Annotated in this window: 18 protein-coding genes and 1 tRNA gene; 3 read left to right on the top strand and 16 right to left on the bottom strand. The window is 40.0% G+C overall.

Translation table 11 applies throughout. From position 1 onward, the window contains the following. Positions 1–10: 10 nt before the first annotated feature. From G622_RS21135 to proS, 9 genes are all read right to left on the bottom strand, one after another. Positions 11–2,116 carry a glycoside hydrolase family 13 protein gene (locus tag G622_RS21135; protein WP_049945620.1) on the bottom strand — a complete coding sequence of 702 codons (2,106 nt, stop codon included), beginning with the start codon at positions 2,114–2,116 and terminating at the stop codon, positions 11–13. A 203-nt stretch (positions 2,117–2,319) separates the two neighbouring features. Then, entirely contained in the window at positions 2,320–4,194 is a 1,875-nt protein-coding gene (gene ftsH / locus G622_RS21130; protein ID WP_044956890.1) for an ATP-dependent zinc metalloprotease FtsH, read from the bottom strand. 12 nt (positions 4,195–4,206) lie between these two features. Beyond that, positions 4,207–4,731, bottom strand: a complete 525-nt coding sequence (gene hpt / locus G622_RS0100440; protein ID WP_026509047.1) for a hypoxanthine phosphoribosyltransferase — start codon at positions 4,729–4,731, stop codon at positions 4,207–4,209. A 40-nt stretch (positions 4,732–4,771) separates the two neighbouring features. Next, positions 4,772–6,202, bottom strand: a complete 1,431-nt coding sequence (gene tilS / locus G622_RS0100435; RefSeq protein WP_026509046.1) for a tRNA lysidine(34) synthetase TilS — start codon at positions 6,200–6,202, stop codon at positions 4,772–4,774. 42 nt (positions 6,203–6,244) lie between these two features. Further along, positions 6,245–6,562 carry an FtsB family cell division protein gene (locus G622_RS0100430; protein WP_026509045.1) on the bottom strand — a complete coding sequence of 106 codons (318 nt, stop codon included), beginning with the start codon at positions 6,560–6,562 and terminating at the stop codon, positions 6,245–6,247. 188 nt (positions 6,563–6,750) lie between these two features. Continuing rightward, positions 6,751–6,990 carry an RNA-binding S4 domain-containing protein gene (locus G622_RS0100425; protein WP_022761750.1) on the bottom strand — a complete coding sequence of 80 codons (240 nt, stop codon included), beginning with the start codon at positions 6,988–6,990 and terminating at the stop codon, positions 6,751–6,753. Further along, entirely contained in the window at positions 6,987–8,780 is a 1,794-nt protein-coding gene (locus G622_RS0100420; RefSeq protein WP_026509044.1) for a PEGA domain-containing protein, read from the bottom strand. Before G622_RS0100420 ends, G622_RS0100425 begins: the two co-directional genes overlap by 4 nt. A 32-nt stretch (positions 8,781–8,812) precedes the next feature. Next, positions 8,813–10,162 (bottom strand): CCA tRNA nucleotidyltransferase, encoded by a 1,350-nt coding sequence (locus G622_RS21125; RefSeq protein ID WP_044956908.1) that lies wholly within the window; start codon positions 10,160–10,162, stop codon positions 8,813–8,815. Positions 10,163–10,258: 96 nt separating this feature from the next. Next, on the bottom strand, positions 10,259–11,695 hold the full coding sequence (gene proS, locus G622_RS0100410) for a proline--tRNA ligase (protein WP_026509043.1): 1,437 nt from the start codon (positions 11,693–11,695) through the stop codon (positions 10,259–10,261). A 403-nt stretch (positions 11,696–12,098) separates the two neighbouring features. On the opposite strand from proS, the gene G622_RS0100405 reads away from it, so the two are divergent. Beyond that, a tRNA-Lys gene (locus tag G622_RS0100405) sits at positions 12,099–12,171 on the top strand. A gap of 345 nt (positions 12,172–12,516) precedes the next feature. Here G622_RS0100405 and sufU read toward each other — a convergent pair. The 5 genes from sufU to sufC all read right to left on the bottom strand — a co-directional run bounded on the left by sufU (position 12,517) and on the right by sufC (position 17,668). Then, on the bottom strand, positions 12,517–12,978 hold the full coding sequence (gene sufU / locus G622_RS0100400) for a Fe-S cluster assembly sulfur transfer protein SufU (protein WP_026509042.1): 462 nt from the start codon (positions 12,976–12,978) through the stop codon (positions 12,517–12,519). Between the two features lie 28 nt (positions 12,979–13,006). Beyond that, entirely contained in the window at positions 13,007–14,221 is a 1,215-nt protein-coding gene (locus G622_RS0100395) for an aminotransferase class V-fold PLP-dependent enzyme (RefSeq protein ID WP_026509041.1), read from the bottom strand. A gap of 10 nt (positions 14,222–14,231) precedes the next feature. Further along, complete coding sequence (locus tag G622_RS21120; protein WP_049945619.1) at positions 14,232–15,395, bottom strand: SufB/SufD family protein; 1,164 nt, start codon at positions 15,393–15,395, stop codon at positions 14,232–14,234. Positions 15,396–15,399: 4 nt separating this feature from the next. Further along, positions 15,400–16,809 carry a Fe-S cluster assembly protein SufB gene (sufB, locus tag G622_RS0100385; RefSeq protein WP_026509040.1) on the bottom strand — a complete coding sequence of 470 codons (1,410 nt, stop codon included), beginning with the start codon at positions 16,807–16,809 and terminating at the stop codon, positions 15,400–15,402. Between the two features lie 79 nt (positions 16,810–16,888). Beyond that, a complete protein-coding gene (gene sufC, locus G622_RS0100380) occupies positions 16,889–17,668 on the bottom strand; it encodes a Fe-S cluster assembly ATPase SufC (RefSeq protein ID WP_026509039.1) in 780 nt (259 codons plus the stop codon). Positions 17,669–18,027: 359 nt separating this feature from the next. Here sufC and G622_RS0100375 point away from each other — a divergent pair, with 359 nt between their 5' ends. Further along, positions 18,028–18,585 carry a hypothetical protein gene (locus tag G622_RS0100375; protein ID WP_026509038.1) on the top strand — a complete coding sequence of 186 codons (558 nt, stop codon included), beginning with the start codon at positions 18,028–18,030 and terminating at the stop codon, positions 18,583–18,585. A 232-nt stretch (positions 18,586–18,817) separates the two neighbouring features. Beyond that, complete coding sequence (locus G622_RS0100370; protein WP_026509037.1) at positions 18,818–19,858, top strand: putative manganese transporter; 1,041 nt, start codon at positions 18,818–18,820, stop codon at positions 19,856–19,858. On the opposite strand, the gene G622_RS21115 is transcribed toward G622_RS0100370, so the two are convergent. Both G622_RS21115 and G622_RS0100360 read right to left on the bottom strand, forming a co-directional pair. Then, complete coding sequence (locus tag G622_RS21115) at positions 19,841–21,205, bottom strand: sensor histidine kinase (protein WP_081675109.1); 1,365 nt, start codon at positions 21,203–21,205, stop codon at positions 19,841–19,843. The genes G622_RS0100370 and G622_RS21115 overlap by 18 nt on opposite strands. A gap of 25 nt (positions 21,206–21,230) precedes the next feature. Then, complete coding sequence (locus G622_RS0100360; RefSeq protein ID WP_026509036.1) at positions 21,231–21,902, bottom strand: response regulator transcription factor; 672 nt, start codon at positions 21,900–21,902, stop codon at positions 21,231–21,233. Positions 21,903–21,912 lie beyond the last annotated feature (10 nt).

Raw genomic sequence — 21,912 nt, 5'->3', positions numbered from 1 at the left:
TTATCGTTTATTACATACGGAAGAAGTTAGTAGCCCAGAAGGCTTCTTCATTCACTGCCGTTATTCTGTTGTACTGAAGCACGACTGCTGAGTCTGCATCATAAGGTCTTACGAGTTTGCCGTTTTTTACACTGTAGCTTACAGGATTAGTCTTATATCCTTTTCTGCTGGTTTCAAGAACCCTTAGAAGCCTTGCTTCGTCCGGTATCCCCAGCGGCGCAATTTTAATCTCGCATACCGTAAGATATGCATTTGTATTAACCACCACAATTGTTGCCGTGGTTCTGTTAAATCTTCCATAAGCCAGTACACCTTTATCCGCTTCAAGCCTTACAAGAGAACCCGTTTTTAATTCCATGCTGGACTTATGTATACGGATCATTTCTTTGTGAAACTGAATAAGATCATGGTCCTCAGTTCCCCATGGGTATGTTCTTCTGTTGTCAGGATCTGTAAAACCGCAGACTCCCGCCTCATCACCATAATATAGCGTAGGTGCTCCGGGCCAGGTCATCTGCACCACAACTGCCTGCCTCATGACAGCCTTGTTTATACCTTCCTCGGCAGCCTTAGGTCCCTTTGTGCCGCACCTTCCCACAACATGATTTGTTCTCGTAAGAAATCTTGAGTGATCATGATTTGAAAGCTGATTCATTGCAACAAATAATGATTCCTGTACAAAGTTGTCTGCTTCTGACTTAATCATTGTGTCCCAGAATCTGTCAACATCACCGATGTACTCTCTGTGAAATTCATCACTGTGTTTCTCCATACCGGTAAGGAAATATGTCAGCGGCTCCATGAAGGCATCATAGTTCATTATGCTGTCCCACTCTTCACCCTTTAGCCATTCATGAGCACTACCATAGTGCTCAGCAAGTATCAAAGCATTTGGATTAGCTTCCTTAACTTCTTTTCTGAATCTTTTCCAGAATCTGTGATTATACTCCGCTGAGTGTCCCAGATCCGCTGCTACATCAAGTCGCCATCCATCTGCATTATAGGGTTCGGAAACCCATTTTTTGCCGATAGCAATTATATAATCCTCAAGCTTTTTACTTCCCTCATAGTTTAGCTTTGGAAGTGTATAATACCCCCACCAGCCTTCATAATTGCTATTATATGGCCAGTTACCACCCTGGAAACCAAAATATTCATGATATGGACTATCCTCAGCAACATAGGCACCTTTTTCATATCCGGGAACATCCTCATATATTCTTTCCCGGTCCATCCATTTATTATATGAGCCACAATGGTTAAATACTCCGTCCAGTATGACGCGTATTCCTCTTCTGTGGGCTTCAGAGATTACTTTGGCAAATAGCTTGTCAGAAGCTTCAAGATTGCTCTTATTCGTTACTCTCTCGATATATCGCGTTGCTTTCTTATTATCTTCCCCATCCTTTAAGAGATTACCGTTATCTGTAACAATTACCCCGAAGTGAGGGTCAATATGATCATAGTCCTGGGTGTCGTATTTATGACATGAAGGAGATACAAAAAGAGGGTTAAAATATATCGCATCAATTCCAAGGTCCTTTAAATAATCGAGCTTTTCAAGTACACCCTGAAGATCTCCACCATAGAACTCCCTGATATTTCCGTCAGGATCAGGATATTTCTTCCAGTTTGTAACCTGCACGGACTTTTTCCCAACATAGTTATACTCGTTTGTCAGAACATCATTATCAGGGTTGCCATTCCTGAATCTGTCCACAAAAATCTGGTACATGACTGCGCCTTTTGCCCAGTCAGGGGTCCCAAATTCAGGAATCATTCTAAATCTGTATTTTTCTGTTACTGATGTGTTAACACCGCTCTGATCATAGAATAGTGTTTCATCTTTATCTTCAATTCGGAAATAATAAAAGACAGTCCCACCTTTTTCGGGAACCTTAGCTTTAGCAAGATAATAATCGAATCCATCTTCACAGTGATGCTTTTTCATATCTATCTCACCGGAATCTGAATCGCTTTTGTAAACAAGAACTATCTTCTCTGCATCACCCTCACCACAACGGAAATATATGAACATAATATTCCCCGGCTTTGGTTGTGTAGGCTGATAAAAGTCCAAAGTCATATCATGAAATAATCGATCTCTTCTAATCATAAAAACCCCTTACATAGCAAAAAAGACAGCTTAGGGTTGCTGTCTTTTTTAGAGAAGGTATTTCTTTCTTATGGGTATAGCAAAAAACTTTAATGTATTGGGGGTTACGAGATTATATTAGCACCACCTTATATTGTGGTAAATACTCACGTTTCACAAAATAACTAAAAACCCTCATACATTTTTGTATAATATGCACAAGTTTATATTTTTTCCGCAAGTGCTGCTACTTCTTCCCTTAGTGAAACAGCCGGATGGGAAGCGAAAAGTGCTTCAAACTCTTCACGTCCAATCTTTTCTTTTTCAATTAAAACTGCAGAACAGGAATGAAGAATATCTTCATAAGACCTTATTATCTCCTTAGCCTTCGCATAGCAAAGGTCAATTATATCCTTAACCTGTTTGTCTATTTCTCCGGCCATCAGCTCAGAATTTCTCTTGTTGTGCTGAATATCATATCCGATAAATACGTCTTCTTCCTGCTCATTGTAATTAATGATACCAATTCGCTTGGACATACCATATACGGTTACCATTTTTCTGGCTTCATTTGTTGCCTTCTGGATATCACTTGATGCACCTGTGGTTATATCACCAAATATGATCTCCTCAGCTATTCTTCCGCCAAGAACAACCATAATCTCCTGAAGCATCTTTCCTTTTGTAAGGAACATCTCATCCTTTTCAGGAAGGGGCATGGTGTATCCGGCAGCGCCCATACCGGTGGGTATTACTGATACTGTATATACCGGTCCCACATCAGGAAGAACATGATATAGAATGGCATGTCCTGCCTCGTGATAGGCTGTTATCTTCTTTTCCTTGTCTGAAATAATATGACTGTGTTTTTCAGTACCTATACCAACCTGAACGAACGCTTTCTGAATATCTGACTGAACAATAAATCCTCTGTTGTCCATCGCTGCATTTATGGCAGATTCATTCAAAAGATTCTCAAGGTCAGCGCCGGTGAATCCGGCTGTTGTCTGGGCAATACTTTCAAGATCCACATTCTCTGCAAGAGGCTTGTTTCTTGCGTGAACTTTGAGTATTTCATGTCTGCCTCTCACATCAGGTCTTGCCACAGTAATCTTTCTGTCAAAACGTCCGGGACGAAGTATAGCGGGATCCAAAATATCTACTCGGTTTGTAGCTGCCATGACGATGATGCCTTCGTTAACTCCGAATCCATCCATCTCTACAAGGAGCTGGTTAAGAGTCTGCTCACGCTCATCATGTCCGCCGCCCATACCTGTTCCACGTCTTCTTGCAACCGCATCAATCTCATCGATAAAAATAATACATGGTGAATTCTTTTTAGCATCTGCAAACAGGTCTCTTACACGGGACGCACCTACACCGACGAACATCTCCACAAAGTCAGAACCTGATATACTAAAGAAAGGAACTCCGGCTTCACCTGCAACAGCTCTTGCAAGAAGTGTTTTACCTGTACCAGGTGCACCCTCAAGCAGGACGCCTTTAGGTATTCTCGCACCTACTCTTGTAAACTTACCCGCATCCTTAAGGAACTCAATTATCTCAGTAAGCTGTTCCTTTTCTTCAACAAGCCCGGCTACATCAGTAAGCTTTATCTTATTGTCATCCCCTGTTGACATACGGGCTCTGCTTTTACCAAAGTTCATCATCCGGCTGTTGCCCGATGACTGGCCCTGAGCATTGTTCATCATAACAAACAGGAACGTAATTACAAACAGACCTACCAATATAGGAATTATACTGCTAATGAGCAGATTCTCTCCGGGAACATCCCTGACTACCGGATCAACACCATTTTGTACAAGAATATCCTCTATCTGCGAAATATCCGTTGCATACAAAACCTTTTCGGTATTATCCGAAAGAGTTATCTGTATAACTCCGGTAGGTGTCTCCTCATTAGGAATGATAACGGCGCTGTATACCTTGCCGCTCTTTAAATCCTGTACGAGCTGTCCCCTTGTGTAAGCTGTATCTGATGTGGGAATCCTTCCCTTCCCATACTCAAGGAAAGCAAGTGCAAGAAGTAATACCACTATCAGACCAAAGTAAAAATTAAATCCCCTGTTTTTATTCACTGTTTATCCCCTTTAATCGAACTCTACTACCCCAATGTAAGGAAGGTTTCGATATCTCTGATCATAGTCAAGTCCGTATCCCACAACAAATTCATCAGGAATCTCAAATCCTGTATAATCCACTTTTACATCCATTACACGTCTCTCAGGTTTATCAAGAAGTGTGCAGAGCTTTATACTTGCAGGACCTCTGTCTCCAAGCATCTTTATAAGATAGCTGAGAGTTCTTCCTGAATCCACAATATCCTCAACGATAAGCACATCCTTGTCCTTAAGGGGTTCGTCAAGATCCTTAACGATCTTAACCACTCCGCTGGATTTTGTTGAAGATCCATAGCTTGAAGCAGACATAAAGTCCATTGTTACAGGCACTGTGATTCTCTTTGCAAGCTCACACATGAAAAATGCTCCACCCTTAAGAACGCATACAAGGTGAACAGTCTTGCCAGCATAATCTTTGCTGATCTGCTCTCCTATTGCCTGTATTCTTCTGTCGACTTCCTCCTCAGAAAGTAAAACTCTAACTGATTCTGCCATAATTACCTCACTTCCAGGAGTGTAAATCACTCCGTCTTCTTCATTCTTTTGTTACTTTAACTTCCAAAACCCTGTTTGAAAAGTCATCCAGTTTATAAAGATCACCTATCCGGTATCCCGGAACCCATAAAACGTTATTCCCGTCAGCCAGAATATAAATAGAATCTCTAACATCAACCGGTATCTTTTCATCTATCATGAATTTTTTCAGTTTTTTATTTCCATTTCCGATTGAGATAATATCTCCGATACTTCTCGTTCGGAATTGCAAACTATTATTTATTTTATCATAATTGAGCCATTTCGTATATTCTCCCGTAGGGATTTTAGCCCCCTGCTCATAAGGAAAAACTCTAAGATTAACCTTCCCCATGCCCGGTATTCTAAGTGAAACGTGCTCTCCTCCATCAAGCGCTTCCATATCGGGAAACACGGTCTCTGTAAAAGGATTCTCAGCAGCTTTAAAATAGAATTTCAGTTTATCGTATACTCTTATAACCTTTATTCCATAGGGCAGATCCTGTTCCTTGGATCCTTCATTTGAAAGAACCATCCTGCTTATCGTATTGATGTGCACATCCTGAATATCCTTAACGTGCGGATACAGCATCTGTATTCCTTTTATAATCAGACGTTCCCTCACCACCTCATGCTTAGATGCAAGAACGTTGCAATCCAGAATAACCTCGCCGTCCTTACGGCTCACGATCCATCCCTTTGTCTCATCAGCCATAGCCTCTAAAAAATCATCTATTTTTGCAAAATAGTCAGCTGTTTCTGCTACATGCTTATCTGCCTGAGGATTGATCTGCTTTTTTGCTACAGGAATAATATTATGTCTTATTCTGTTCCTCGTATAATCATCAGTAAAATTGCTGTCATCGTTGCAGTGTTTAAATCCCTGCTCATCAAGATAATTCTCAATACTATCTCTATCAGTCTCTATAAGAGGTCTTATTATCTCAAAACCATCTCTTGATCCTTTGGCTCTTATTCCTGATAAGCCCTTTATTCTGCTGCCCCTGAAAAGATTATGAAGAACTGTCTCCGTCTGATCATTTCTGTTGTGAGCGGTTGCAATTTTCACATTTCTTCCATATTTTTCCGAAAGATAACCTGCTATCTCACAAAAAGCTTTGTATCTCTCGTTTCTGCCTGCCTCTTCTTCAGAAACATTGTTGTCATGATATATTCCCGGGATATCTATATCCCTTCTGAAATACTGTACATCATACTTTTTGCATAGCTCCTCGACAAATTTTGCTTCGCCTTCTGCAGCTTCCCTTATCATATGATTTATATGGACCACGGCAAAATTAAATAACAGTTCTTCCCTGAGGCTTCTCAGAACATGAAAAAGGCAGACGGAATCAGCACCCCCCGACACACCCGCAAGAATGATTTCCCCGTCTGCTATAAGTCCTTTTTCAACAATAAATTTCTTTACATCTTCAGTCAAATTGCTCATCATATAACCAAAAAGACTCCGGAGTGTTCCGGAGCCCTTATAAACTCATTTTCCAGCGCTCTTATCCTTGAAAATAATCTCTCCGGGATAAACAAGCCCCAGTTTTTCTTTAGCGACCTGTTCGATATACTTTCTTGTAGTTGTATATGTCTCAAATTCAGCAATTTCTTCTCTTCGTTTTTCTTCCTGCTCAATCTGAGACTGAAGTATATCAATTCTATTATGGTATGAATCCCTCTTCTCAACCAGGCTTATACTTCTAACTAAAACCACAACAAGAAGCAAGGCTACTGCAACAGTGGCCATTATCATACCATATTTGTTTTGTACACTAACTCTCTTGTATCTCGCTCTTGTTGCCATTAAAACTCCCCATCCGAAACAATTATCATTAACGTTATTTCGGAGATAAACCCCTCAAATATATTTTAGTACGCTCAAAAAATGCTGTCAACAAGTACACTATAGTCGATAGCGCTATATAAATCAGCGATAATTCTCACGCTGTAAGGTACAAACAGTGAATATGTTATACAGATATTAAAGGGTACTCAAATATATCTATATAGTGACGATACATCCTCTTTATGTATTGTTTCCTTAACGTCCAGTACTTCAACCTTCACATCTTTATTACCAAAGCTGATAGCTATTATGTCACCTGCCTTAACATCTGTGCTGGCTTTAGCCACTCTGTCATTTATCATGACTCTACCTGCATCGCAGGCTTCATTGGCTACTGTTCGTCTTTTTATGAGTCTTGTCACTTTTAAATATTTATCTAATCTCATGGCTGTCCTCCGCTGACTTCCTCTTGTTTATCTTCTTGCTTACCTTCCTCTTGTCTATCTTCCTCTTGTTTGCCTTCCTCTGGTTTATTCTCATCTCCGGAATCAGTAGAATCATTATTGCCGCTGTTATTCTCATCCGGATTATCAGTATTCTTTACCGGTACCATTTCGGGGAAGCTATAGGTCACATTTGTCTGTTCCTTATCCACCTGTATTGTGTAGCTCTTTGTTTCAAATCCATCTTTTTGAAGAGTAATTGTATGCTTTCCAGGAGTTTTTGCAAGGCTCACAGGCATGATTCCGACATAGTTTCCATCCATGTATACCTCTGCTCCGATAGGTGCATCAAAGGTTACCTTGTATCCACTTATTACATTGTCTTTATCTTCGGTATTCTCTCCATCTGATGAATCTCCTGTGTTGCTGGTAGAAGCTGCATCTGATGTGTTAGTAGTCCCTGTTCCTGAATCGGTTGCGGTATCTTCCTCTGCGGGAGCCTGCGTTGCTGCCGCCTCAGAGTCCACGGATGCAGTTGAACCTGTGCTGGAACTGGAAGAAGCCTTTGTATTTGATTTCTTTTTTGCGGTATCAGACTTGGACTTTGCCGCATCAGCGGCTTTTTTCTTCATCTCATCGAGCCATTCATCTGTTGAAGTTGCCACCTTGGGCTCATCAGAAACAATTGTCGAAGACTCCTCGGCAGAATCCACTTCTTCACTGGATTCCTCCTCACTTGAAGCCTCCTCCTCTGCTTCCTTATCCTTTGAACCCTCTTTTTCTTCAAGCTCTATAAAAAGAGTAGCATCCGGCTCAGCCACCTTAAGAGTGTGATCCTGTGGTTCATAGCCATCAGCCATTACATGCAGCTTGTGCATACCATAGGTATAGCTGTGAGGAACCTCTGTGAGCACCTCTTCTCCATCCACAAATACTCTTGATTCCTCAGGAGTAACCACAAATGTTACATTACCCTCTTTTATCTTTTCCACCTCTGCAACGCTGGTGTCTATAACGGTCTCTTCATTCCTGTTTACAACAATTTCAGATGAAAACTTCGCACCATTTCCCATGATGGCTACATTATATGTACCTTCGGGTGCACTGATGAGCATTCTGGGAGTTATTTTCCTGATTACTTCTTTATCAAGCTCTATCCATGCTCCCACAAGACTTCTGTCATTTACCGTATCTGAAGAGAGGCTCACATATCCATGGCCCTTTGTGACCACGATACTATATATTTCTTTATCTATTCCGCTTACACGTAATGTGTCGGTAGAAAGGATATCTTCAGGATTAACTGCCTGTCCCTCGGATATTATCAGTGTTTTGGGAGTAATATGTAAAACCGTGCCCTTTATTTTGGCCGTCTCATCATCACTTACAAGATCAAAATCATTTACTCCTGCCTCTACCCATGCATCAGCTGACACTGCAAGAGAATTCAAATGTTTTACGCCTTTTAAGAATGTGATATTAACAACCTGTCCGACTTCAAGCATTGATGCAGACATCGGATTTCCATGCACATCGTAGATCATGGAAGTATTATCATAAGTCAATGTATAATTCTTCCCTATATCATGATTTCTGAACTGGATAGACTTAGCATAAGTATTGACCTGCTTAACAATTGCTGTATCAGCAGAGTCATATTTTGCCAAAAGAGAAACTCTGACTTTTTCATCTTTGTTTATGATCACATCCGATGCCAAAGCATACGAAGGTCTGATCAATGAAAAAATCAGAGTAAATAGCAATATGAAAAATATTTGAAAACACTTTTTCATAGGCTCCCCCTTTTCCCAAAAAAGTACTTGCTTCACTTCTCCTTTTTATTTACAAATCCGAAAAATATATCCTCATCCAAAAGATATTCTTTCAAATTATGCGAAGGCTCTTCCAAAACATCCTCCAACATGGCAGAGAGAATATCTCCAAGTTCTTTTCCGGGTTTAATGCCTTTTTTTATAAGGTCATTGCCGTTGACTGCAAGCATTTTCAGAGAAATGCACTCATTATCACGTTTAATATCATTATACAGAGTTTCTAATTTATCAATCCACTCATATTTCTCATTTCTGCGATAATCACTCTGTGCAGCGGTATCTGCCCGTTTTACTTCCAATAGGAACGGAAAAAGCTCGTCTCCTATCTTATTGACTGCTTTTCTTACATTTTTCTTTTCAGCAGGGAATCTCCAATCGTGGTACTTCACAAGCACTTTAACCTTATCCATGGTGTCCCTGTCAAATTTCAGGCGCTTTAATATTGCAAAAGCTGTATCTGCGCCTTTTTCTGCATGTCCTCTGAAGTGATCCCTTCCACTTTCATCAGTAGTCCTGCAGGAAGGCTTTTCAATATCATGTAGAAGCATAGTAATTCTCAGTATTCTGTCATTTTTTACTGATTCCACGCTCCTTACTATATGCTCGCCTACATTATATGAGTGATGAGGATTTATCTGGGGTGTTTCAAAGCATCTGTCGAATTCCGGCATTATAACCGAAGTGATACCTGTCTGATATAACTCGCGCATCTCACCGGGATTAGCAGATATCAGAAGCTTTACCAGTTCTACCTGAATTCTCTCAGCACTGATTTTCTTAAGTGTTGGTGCCATGTCGATAATGGCCTGTCTTGTGTCCTCCTCAATGGAATATCCAAGCTGTGCTGCGAATCTTACAGCTCTCATCATTCTTAAGGCATCCTCTGTGAAGCGCTCCTTGGGATTGCCCACACAACGGATCACCTTTTTTTCTATATCGGCAAGACCGTCAAATTTATCAATAAGGCCATCCTCTTCACTATATGCCATTGCATTAATAGTAAAGTCTCTTCTCTTTAAATCCTCAATAAGACTGGCAGTAAAAGTTACGTCCTTTGGATGTCTTCCGTCTTCATACTCACCATCTATACGATATGTGGTTACTTCAAAGCCTTCCTTACCTATCATGATGGTTACAGTACCATGCTGTATACCTGTATCTATAGTTCTTCCAAATATCTCTTTTACCTGCCAGGGTCTTGCACTGGTTGTTATGTCCCAGTCCCCAGGCTCTCTATTCAGAATACTGTCCCTGACGCATCCGCCTACCACATAGGCTTCATAGCCTGCTTCATGGAGTTTATTAAGAATTTGAGCCGCAGGTTCCGGTATGTTAATCCTAATATCTTTTCGTTCCAACTTTTTCCCTACAGATGGAATCATGTTGCTTCAGCACAAAAAGGTACTAAATTCAAAATCCACCTTTTATTTCCTTGAAAATTAATATGCTCTGCCCCAGTAAACCATCTTGGTTGCAGGTTTGCCGCAGCATACGCATGTGCCTGCAAGGTTCTCCTGCTCAAAAGGAATACATCTGCTGGTTACAGAATAATCTTCCTTTATCTTGTCCTCACATGCTCTGTCGCCACACCACATAGCCTTTACAAATCCCTTGGTCTCTTTGAAGGCTTCTTCGAACTCTTCTTTATTAGTAGCAGCGAATGTATGTGTATCAAGATGATTCTTAGCTCTCTCATACATATCATTCTGTATCTGAGGAAGAAGTTCTCCTACCTTAGCTGCAACCTCATCGATAGGACATTCAATCTTTTCAGATGTGTCTCTTCTTACGAGGACGCACTTTCCTGCTTCGATATCCTTAGGTCCAATCTCTATTCTGAGCGGAATACCTCTCATCTCCTGATCAGAGAATTTGTATCCGGGGCTTCTGTCTGAATCATCAAGCTTAGCTCTAAAGTCCTTAAGAGTCTCCAGCATCTTACCTGCTGTCTCAAGAACGCCTTCCTTCTTCTGCTGAATAGGTATTATCATAACCTGTACAGGAGCAATTCTGGGAGGAAGTACAAGACCTGAATTATCTCCATGAACCATGATCATAGCTCCGATAAGTCTTGTTGTTGCTCCCCAGGATGTCTGGAATACATGATGAAGCTTGTTATCTTTTCCTGCGTACTGGATCTCAAATGCTTTAGCAAAACCATCACCAAAGTTATGGCTTGTTGCTGACTGAAGCGCACGTCCGTCATGCATAAGAGCTTCTACAGTATAAGTTGCCTCTGCACCTGCGAATTTCTCCTTCTCAGTCTTCTGACCCTTAATAACCGGAATAGCCATATCCTCAGCAAGGAAATCAGCATATACATTAAGCATCTGCTGTGTTCTCTCCTCAGCCTCTTCAAATGTAGCATGTGCAGTATGACCCTCCTGCCAAAGGAACTCTCTTGAGCGAAGGAATGGTCTTGTCTCTTTCTCCCATCTTACAACACTGCACCACTGATTAAGTACCTGAGGAAGATCCTTATATGAATGAATCTCTCCTTTATAATAGTCACAGAAAAGAGTCTCTGATGTAGGACGTACACAATATCTCTCTGTAAGCGGTTCTGTACCACCGTGTGTAACCCATGCTACTTCAGGAGCAAAACCTTCAACGTGATCCTTCTCCTTCTGAAGAAGAGACTCCGGAATCAACATTGGCAGATATGCATTTGTTACACCTGTCTTCTTAAAACGCTCATCCAGATGCTTCTGAATCAGTTCCCATATAGCATATCCTGCGGGCTTAATTACCATAAAGCCTTTGATATTTGAATAACTGATAAGTCCTGCTTTAGTAACTACATCTGTGTACCATTGTGTGAAATCCTCATCCATTGAGGTTATCTCTGATACAAGTTTCTTTCCATCCTGTGCCATGATAAATTTTCTCCTCTGTAAACAATATTTTAATTCTGACAAAAGCAGACAGGTAAATGTACCGCCATTGCAGAATATCCTATCATAATGTAATAACCGTGATTCATGAAAGCTTTTACTGTATTGCATTCATGAAGTGACAGTTTGTATCATGATAAAGCTTAAATGCACTGTTTGTCAATGATGTGGCATACGGAAGGCTTTACACAGGCCAAAACCATTTTCTTTGGAAACTTTTATTTTTTTTATTAAAATAGATGGCGTATTTTTCACGTTATTTAAGTACTAATTGTAAAAAAACATTAAATTTTAAAAATTTTTCAAAAAAGTGCTTGCATTATGAAAAGAACAGTAGTAATATATCACTTGTCGCCGAGATAACACGGCAGACAACAACAGATAAGCGCTTCTAGCTCAGTTGGTAGAGCACCTGACTCTTAATCAGGGTGTCCAGGGTTCGAGCCCCTGGAGGCGCACGCCGAGTACTGTTTTGTGGGTATATCCCATGGGGCGGTACTTTTTTTGTATCCTGAATTAATTATGATGAGTCTCTAATTGCTTTTGTCCCCATAGCCAAATACTTATCAAATAAGAAAAAACATTCAAGAATCTATGACTTTTTGTGGGCAAAAGCGGAAATCGCCCGCAAAAATCCTGCCTTCGGCAGGACACGCTCCTCGCTTCGCGAGGACCTGGTCCAATACGATTCCCGTTTTTCTGAAGAAAAACAGGAATCTATATATAATAAAACCCATCTGCTGATTAAACAGATGGGTTTTATTATATATATTCTTTGATTTCAATCATTAAAATAGTAGATATCAGTCATTCTCAGATGAAATATTTTCAGCATCCTCAGGATGCTCAAGCATCTTCTGCATAGTCTTCCATCCAAGAACCGCACATTTTACTCTGGCAGGCATATGTGAAATATCCTGAAGGGCTGCAGCTTCGTCCAGCTCCTCAAGTTCTTCTTCGTCCTTTATTTCACCCTTTATCATGCCCATAAAAGTACCGGCAAGCTTTATGGCATCTTCCTTGGTTCTACCGATTACCTGATCCGCCATCATATCTACTGAGGCTTGTGATATGGCACAGCCTGAGCCTGAAAACATTGCGTCTTCAATGACACCATCCACAATCTTAAGCTGAAGAGTTATATCATCTCCACAGCTGGGATTAACTCCCCTGAGAACCAGATCGGGATTTTCCATATCGCCCTTATGAGCAGGGCGAAGATTATGCTCATTAACTATTTCTCTATATAAACCTTTTAAATCCATTTTAACCTCAATAATTCGCTCTATAAGCTTAATATCCCATTACACTTCTAACACCTGCAAGATGCTCAAGAAACCTGTCTACTTCCTCTTCTGTATTATAAAAATACACACTTGCTCTTGCTGTTGATCCGGCACCGATAAACTGCATCAGTGGCTGTGCACAGTGATGTCCTGCTCTGACACATACATGATCATCGTTCAGTACCGATGATATATCATGAGGATGAACACCTTCCATAGTAAATGTAACTATTCCGCTGTGTTTTGCGGGATCTGATGAACCGTATATTTTTATGTAAGGAAGCTTTTTCATGCCTTCCATCATACGTGTTGTAAGCTTAAGCTCCTGCTCTTCAATAAAATCAAATCCCACATTCTGAAGATATTTGATTGCTGCTTCAAGACCTACTGCCCCTGCTGCATTGACCGTTCCTGCCTCAAATTTGTGAGGAAGCTCTGCATATGTGGCATCTTCTCTTGTAACATATTCAATCATCTCACCGCCGGTGAGGAAAGGATTCATGTTTTCAAGCAGTTTCTTTCGACCGTACAAAACACCGATTCCCATTGGTGCCATAAGCTTATGTCCTGAAAAAGCATAGAAATCTGCTCCCAGATTCTGAACATTTACCGGAATATGGGGCGCAGCCTGAGCTCCATCCACAATAACCGTAGCACCCATTTCGTGAGCATATGCAGCAATATCCTTTACAGGATTGGTAATTCCAAAAACATTGGAAACATGACCTATAGAAACTATTTTGGTCTTTTCCGTAATCTTACTCTTATACTCCTCAGGGGTTATAACGCCTTCTTCATCAGGCTCAAGAAAAACAAGCTTAGCCTTTTTCTGCTTTGTGACCATCTGCCATGGAAGTATATTACTGTGATGTTCCATAACGCTTATGACAACTTCATCGCCCTCCTCAACATTAGAAAGGCCATAACTGTATGCCACAAGATTAAGTGACTCAGTAGTATTTCTGGTAAAGATTATTTCTTCTGTAGATGATGCGCCTATAAAATCAGATACTGTTTTTCTGGCATTTTCATATCGCTCTGTAGCGTCAACGCTCCAATCATATAGTCCTCGAAGCGGGTTGGCGTTTGAATTCTCATAAAAATCCTTTATTGCATCCATAACTGCATTAGGTCTTTGAGAAGTTGCTGCATTATCAAAATAAATATAATCCCCTTTGCCTAATATAGGGAAGTCTTTTCGGTAATCTTCAGGTCTGGACATTTGCTTCTCCTTAAAGTATTGTTCTAATAAACTGCTGAATTCTGATAATCAGCGCTTCATCCGGTATCATGCGGGCTATACTTTCCATACGTGCACGGATCATGAGTTTTTTGGCTGTCTCCTCATCTATTCCGCGGCTTTCCATATAAAACAGAGTGTCGTCGCCAAGCTGTCCTATTGATGCGCCATGACGTCCGTCTACGTCTTCTTCCTCGCACAGAATTACAGGAACTGTCCTGTTAATTACATCGGGACTCAAAAGAAGTGTATCTTCCTGCTCATCACCTACTGAGCCAGCACTTCCTGACTTAAAGTCAAGTGTTCCTCTGAAGGTCTTCTCAGCCTCATCGAGAAGCACTCCTCTAAATACCATGTTTGACTGGGTCTTCTTTCCCATCTGATCAGCAACATAGTTCATATCATATGACTGCTTATGACGGCACAGATAACCTGTGTGATTGTTGAATACGCTGCTGTCTCCCAAAAGGGTTACTCTGCATCCTCCCCAGGTTTTTCCAGCTCCAAGCTGCATATTTATGGTCTCAATATCTGCATCTGTATCGCAGACTCCACCAATATCCTCAAAGTGAGTTATCTTTTCTCCGAGCATCTGAACCTTTACAAGGTTGATTTTAGCCCCTTCTTCTGCAAGAAGCCTTGTCTGAACTCCTAAAAATCCATTACTTTCAGCTTCGGAATCATATTCCATTATTACTGTAATTTCAGAGTTCTTCTTTGCATGAATGACCTGATTACCAAGTACATAATCTCCGTCATTTAAAGCATAACTGATAACTACAGGTTCCTCAACTTTATATCCTTCTTCTGCGGTTATAAGGCTGACAGGAACATTCATTTCCTTCATGAGATTATCAATCTCTGCTCCCATGCCTGTCTTAACTGTCTGGCTTTCGTTTAACAAAGAAGTATCTCCGTTTGGTCCCGGAAGACCAATTCTCTTTGATGCTATCTTTTCATTGATATCTGCAAACAGTTCAGTAATATCCTTCTCTGTTACATCATTTTTGAATGTAACTGCTGAAGGTATATTCTCAGGCTCAGGTGTATTTACAACCTTCACATTAAAATCTTTTATTTCTATCTCACTGTCGTTTGACTTTAAAAAGCGATAAGTCAGGGCAGGAAGATGATTTACTTTTAATACACTATTCAATTTCTCAGCCTCCTGACATCTCAAGCTTAATCAGATTGTTCATTTCTACTGCATATTCCAAAGGAAGTTCCTTTGATACAGGATTAGCAAAGCCGCTTACTATCATCGCTCTTGCATCTTCCTCTGAAAGGCCTCTGGACATAAGATAAAATACAGCTTCGTCGCTTATTCTTCCAATCTTTGCCTCATGACCTACATCAGCATCATTGGTTCTAATGTCCATACCGGGAATAGTATCTGCACGAGAGATCGAATCCAGCATAAGTGAATCACAGGATACGGAGGTCTTTGCGTGCTTAGCTTCCTTATTGATTATAACTGAACTTCTGTAAGTACCTATTCCACCGGACTTTGAAATTGATTTGGTTGAAATAAGAGAAGAAGTATATTCTCCCTGATGAACAACCTTAGCTCCTGTATCAAGGTTTTGTCCTTTTCCGGCAAATGTGATACCAGTGTACTCCATTGCTGAATGATCACCCTTAAGAATTGTCATGGGGTACAGGTATGATGTGTGGGAACCAAAGGAACCGGATACCCATTCCATACGAGCTCCCTCTTCCACAAGGGCACGCTTTGTATTCAAGTTGTACATATTCTTTGACCAGTTCTCTATTGTAGAGTAACGAAGTCTTGCATTCTTCTTGACAAAAAGTTCAACACAGCCTGCATGAAGATTTGCAACATTATACTTAGGTGCTGAACAGCCTTCAATAAAGTGAAGATCAGCCCCTTCATCAACAATTATAAGAGTGTGCTCAAACTGACCTGCACCGGCTGCATTCAATCTGAAATATGACTGCAGAGGGATGTCTACTTTAACTCCCTTGGGAACATAAACAAATGATCCGCCTGACCACACTGCACCGTGAAGAGCTGCATATTTATGATCTGTAGGAGGCACCAGCTTCATGAAATACTCATGAACCATATCTGCATACTCTCCTGTAAGAGCACTTTCCATATCTGTATAGATAACGCCCTGCGCTGCTACTTCATCTTTTACATTATGATAAACAAGCTCTGAATCGTACTGAGCTCCGACACCTGCAAGAGATTCACGCTCAGCTTCCGGAATGCCAAGTCTTTCAAAAGTATTTTTAATATCCTCCGGAACATCCTCCCATTTGCCCTTCATATCTGACTTTGAGCGCACATATGAGGAAATGAGATTCATATCCAGTTCATCGGTATCCGGACCCCAATCCGGCATTTCAAGCTTGTTATATATTTCCAGAGATTTTAAGCGGAATTCTCTCATCCAGTCAGGATCATGCTTCTCCTCAGATATCTTTCTTACAATATCCTCGGTGAAACCATCCTCCATGCGGTAGAAATCCTGCTCATTCTCCACATCTTTTATGTCATAGACACTGCGATCAATGTCTACAACGGATTTATTATTATCACTCATTAATTAACCTCATCTATCAGCAATGCTGACATCTTCTTAATAATAGAAGAAAGAATTTAAAATCATGTCCTGGTTATTGTTAGTTGATCGGATTGCATCCGTCACAGCCTTCGCATCTGATATACTTCTCAAAGCCGTGCTCATTGATCTCATCAACAAGACTCCCGTCACCTGTTGTAACGATATGACCCTTAACAAGTACATGTGTATAGTCAACATGAAGTGACTCTAAAATCTTTGTACTATGAGTAATAATCAGAAGAGCTCCGTCCTTCTTTTTCTGGTATTCCTGGATTCCCTTAGATACTGTTCTTACAGCATCAACATCCAGTCCTGAATCAGTTTCATCAAGAATAGCGAGCTTAGGATTTAGCATAAGCATCTGAAGTATCTCAGCTTTTTTCTTTTCACCACCGGAGAAGCCTACATTGAGGTCACGGTCTGCATACTCACCGTCCATAGTCAGTAGATCCATTGCTTCAGAAAGCTGTTTTTTATACTGAAGCAGCTTGACCGGCTTACCTGTCTGCTCATGATAGGCATTTCTTATAAAGCTTCCAAGAGAAATTCCGGGAACCTCAAGAGGATTCTGGAATGAAAGGAACATTCCTGCCTTAGCTCTCTTATCTGCGGACTCATTTGTTAAATCCTGTCCGTCAAAGAGAATAGTTCCCTTTGTTACGTTATAATGAGGATTACCCATAAGAGTGTATCCAAGTGTAGATTTACCTGCACCATTGGGTCCCATGAGTACATGAGTCTCACCCGCTTTAATTTCTAAGTTAATGTCGTGCAGGATTTGAAGATCATCAACTGATGCTGAAAGATCTCTGATCTGCAATAATGACTGTTCTGACATGCTATTACTCCTTTAATATATAAAAGTGAACACTATGTTTGCGCATAATCTTATAGATTATATCATAATCACTGTAGAAATAAGACTATTTTTCTTTTCCTACCAAATTACTAGGAATTATATTATCAAATGTCTCTATTAATAGCAATACCTGTAAAAGTCAAATAATTACGGGCTTAACAACGCACATAACGCCGCATGCCGCTTTAAATCTGAATTTGCGAAATTAAGCCATACAAAGTCTGCTTTTTCTGCGATATTTCAATGGATAATTCGAAAAAAAACATGTCGACAATTACTATATAAGAATATATAATCTGTAATCGAAAGAAAAAATTTTTCATGAAGGAGAAGTTAGTATGAAAAAACAAAACAAATCATTTTGGGGAATCGTTAAACGTGTAGTTTCTGTTGCATTAGTTGCTTCATTAGTATTTGCTACACCTATCAGTGCTGAAGCTAAGACTAAGACAAAGAGTCTTAAGGCCGTTGCATCCTTCAGCCCTGATACAGCTTATGCTGAGTCAGTTGCTACTGCCGTTACCAAGGGTAATTACAAATTTAAAATCAAAACAAAGAAGTATGATTCAAGAGCTTATATCAAGTTCACCGCACCTGAGACAAAGAGTTATACATTTACATTAAGTAAGTTAAAGTCAAACAGTGGCTCATACGCATGTGGATTCTATAGCTTTTTGAGTTCTGACCCTAATCGCAGCTATATTCATGATGATGAAATTCAGACAAATGCACCCGGAAGTCTTCACTTTGCAAGTAAGTACAATAAGAAGAGTCCTGATTTCCCGCTTAAGAGAAAAGCTACAATTAATGTAAATGCGGGTGAAACAATTTATGTTTATTTTGATATATTGTCAACACGTTCTAAGTACAATACTTTTGAATTCAAAATTAAATAATTTGTTCTAAACAAAAATTCAAAACTTAGAGTTTTCAAAACTGCCGCAATAAAATGCGGCAGCTTTTTTATGCCTTTTTTACCTTTTTTTTATAATAAATATCCTCATTTGCTCTTATACTGATAGTAGGCAATTATATTTCGGAATTTGCAAATTATCACAATATTGTGTATAAATGTTCCTATGCTAAAAAACTTAAAATTCTGATTTTATTTTTATAAAGGAGCTGATAATGGATTTTTGGATTGATGTGTTAGTTGACACTTTCAAAGACGGTATAAATATTCTTCCATTTTTATTTATTACATATCTAATAATGGAGTATCTTGAGCACAGGACAGGGGACAAGACTGAAGAGCTTGTGCAGAAGGCGGGCAAATTTGGTCCACTCTTTGGTGGAATATTCGGTGCTTTTCCACAATGCGGTTTTTCCGCTGCTGCAACAAATCTATATGCCGGCAGAGTAATTACTCTTGGAACTCTGATAGCAATATACCTTTCTACTTCAGATGAGATGCTTCCTCTGTTTATTTCAGAACAAGCGCCCATTTCCAAGATGGCTGCAATAATCGCTATGAAAGCCGTATTTGGTGTATTTTACGGATTCTTAGTGGATTTCATTGTTTTACACTACAGAAAGATTAAGAAGAGAGCAATAAGAGATCGTGTGAGAATCGATGAATTATGCAAAAGAGAAAATTGTCATTGTGAAGATGATTCTCCCAAGATATCTGCTCACAGAGGACGTACAGAAAAGCCAGAGATTTCTAACGAGAGCACCATTTCCCATGAATCTGCTCTGAATAAATCTATAAGCAAAGCTGATATTGCAAAAGAGAACAGTTCCAAGCATGAACACAGCCACGAAGAGGGACATGGGAATATTTTACATTCAGCTTTTATACATACAGCTCACATTTTTATTTATGTCCTGATATTTACTTTAATCCTTAACGCAGTTATAGCATTTATTGGCGAAGATGCTCTTTCAAATATCCTGCAGAAAAATGTAATCCTGAGTCACGGAATTGCCGGAATTATCGGACTTATTCCGAACTGTGCTGCTTCAATAGTAATTACAGAGCTGTACCTGAATGAAATAATCACCTTTGGAACGATGATGTCAGGTCTTCTTGTCGGTGCAGGAGTGGGCCTTCTGATACTTTACCGCGTAAATGAAGAACCTGTTAAAAACATACAGATCACAGCAATTCTGTATTTAATCGGCACATTTACAGGGTTCATGCTGGATCTGTTAGGCATTGTTGTCTGATGTCTTTATTTTCATGATGGGAACCCGAACTACGAATTTAATTCTATTTTCACCATCTGCTTTAGCTTCTATTGTTCCACCATGCGAAGTCGCGATTGCCCTGGCAACAGAAAGACCTATTCCATAGCCACCGGTTTCGCGGCTTCTTGAATTATCTTCCCTGTAAAATCTGTCGAACAGTCTGTCCAGATTTCCTTCCGGCATTTTCTCGCAGCTATTAACCACCTCTAATATTGCATTTCTTGACTTTCTATCACTCGAAAGAGTTACACTTACATCCCCGCCGTCATGGGTATACTTCATGGCATTATCTATAAGCAGTGTACATAACTGATTAAATGCATTCTTATCCCCATTTATATGGACATCATCTTCAATATTCGTTGTATATCTGATATTTTTAAAATCTGAAACAGCATTAAAATATGCCGTGCTTTCATTAACAATTTTGCTTATATCAATGTCTGAAAAGACCAGGTGTATGTTTTCCTCCTCCATCCTGGATAGAGTGAGCAGATTTTTCACAAGCTCATTCATTCGCTTAATCTGATTCTTGGTGCTCTTCGTCCACTCACTTGCTCCTGCTTCCAGCTCGATGACATCCATATTGGCAGATATAACTGCGAGTGGTGTCTTCAGTTCATGACCGGCATCAGTAATAAAACGCTTTTGCTTATCAAGAGATTCCACAACCGGCTGAACAGCTTTTCCTGAAAAGAGATATACAAGTATAAACATGGCTATCAGCGCAACAAATCCTATGAGAAGTGTCATAAGCAATAGTCTTGTTGCACTATAAAAGCCGTCGCTGCAATCAAAAAAGATCATAAGATATGATCCGTCATCATTTTGGGAAATCAGATATCTATAGTGATTGTCTATATAACCACGGGTCTTGTTTCTACTGTTAAAGAAAAGATTCTTTGCATAATTACCTGCATCAGTCGATGTTATAGCAGCAATATGCCCTGTATCTACCACCTCAACCTTACCAATCTCCGAAATCTTTACCCAGAAATATCTTGACTGGAAAGGTAGCTCAATCGTTCTGTTATAAAAAAGATTCTTATCAAATATTGATCTGCTAAAATCTTGGGGGGCCACATTCTCGAAGGGAGCCCTTTCGCCTTCCACTAATTCAGATTCATCAACAGGCTTTTTAAGTCTGTCTCTCATATCAGGAAACATTCCATCATTCTCTGCAAGAATATTCAATGTATCATCAGCGCCTGCCTGAACCTGAGTAAAATTCACTATGTTTATTACGCCAATTATTCCAATCAGAATTAAAAGAAGTGAAATCATTGCCGTAAGTACAAATTTACGTCTAAGTTTCTTTACCATCATTAACCTCCGATGGAAGATCTATATATTACTTTTCATGCATGGAGTATCCAACTCCACGGGAGGCCTTTATTTCGCAGTCTGCATCCAATGCTGCAAGCTTTTTCCTTAAGTTTGAGATATAAACCCAGACCACATTCACATCCGCTTCACCATCTGCCCATATCCTGTCCATAAAGGAATCCACAGAAATTACTCTGCCGGGGCTTTCCATCAGCATTTCAATCATTTGAAATTCCCTGCCCACAAGCCTGACAGGCTCATGCTCCGGAGTCTTAAGCTCGTAGCTTGCCCTGTCCAGTTCGAGATTCCCACACTTTAGATTATTAGGTGAAAAATCCGCTTTTCTCCTGGTCATTGCACGAATTCTGGCAAGGAGCTCTCCCATTTCAAAGGGCTTAGTCAGATAATCATCAGCTCCAAGATCAAGACCTTTGATTTTGTCATCAGTCTCCGATTTTGCAGTCAAAAATATAACGGGAGTATTGATTCCTTTTTCCCGGATCCTTCTTAGTACTTCGGTACCATCAAGTCCCGGCATCATGATATCCAGGATAATCCCGTCATAATCACTTGCTAATATATAATCCAAAGCATCCTGCCCATTATAAACCGCATCCACTGTATAGCTTGAATGCTTTAATATTGCAACAAGTGCGTTGGATAATTCTTTTTCATCTTCTGCAAGAAGTAACTTCATTTCTCATTTT

The sequence above is a fragment of the Butyrivibrio sp. LC3010 genome (assembly GCF_000424385.1).
In the GTDB taxonomy this organism is placed as follows: domain Bacteria; phylum Bacillota; class Clostridia; order Lachnospirales; family Lachnospiraceae; genus Butyrivibrio.
This window is presented reverse-complemented; position numbering and strand designations above follow the sequence as displayed.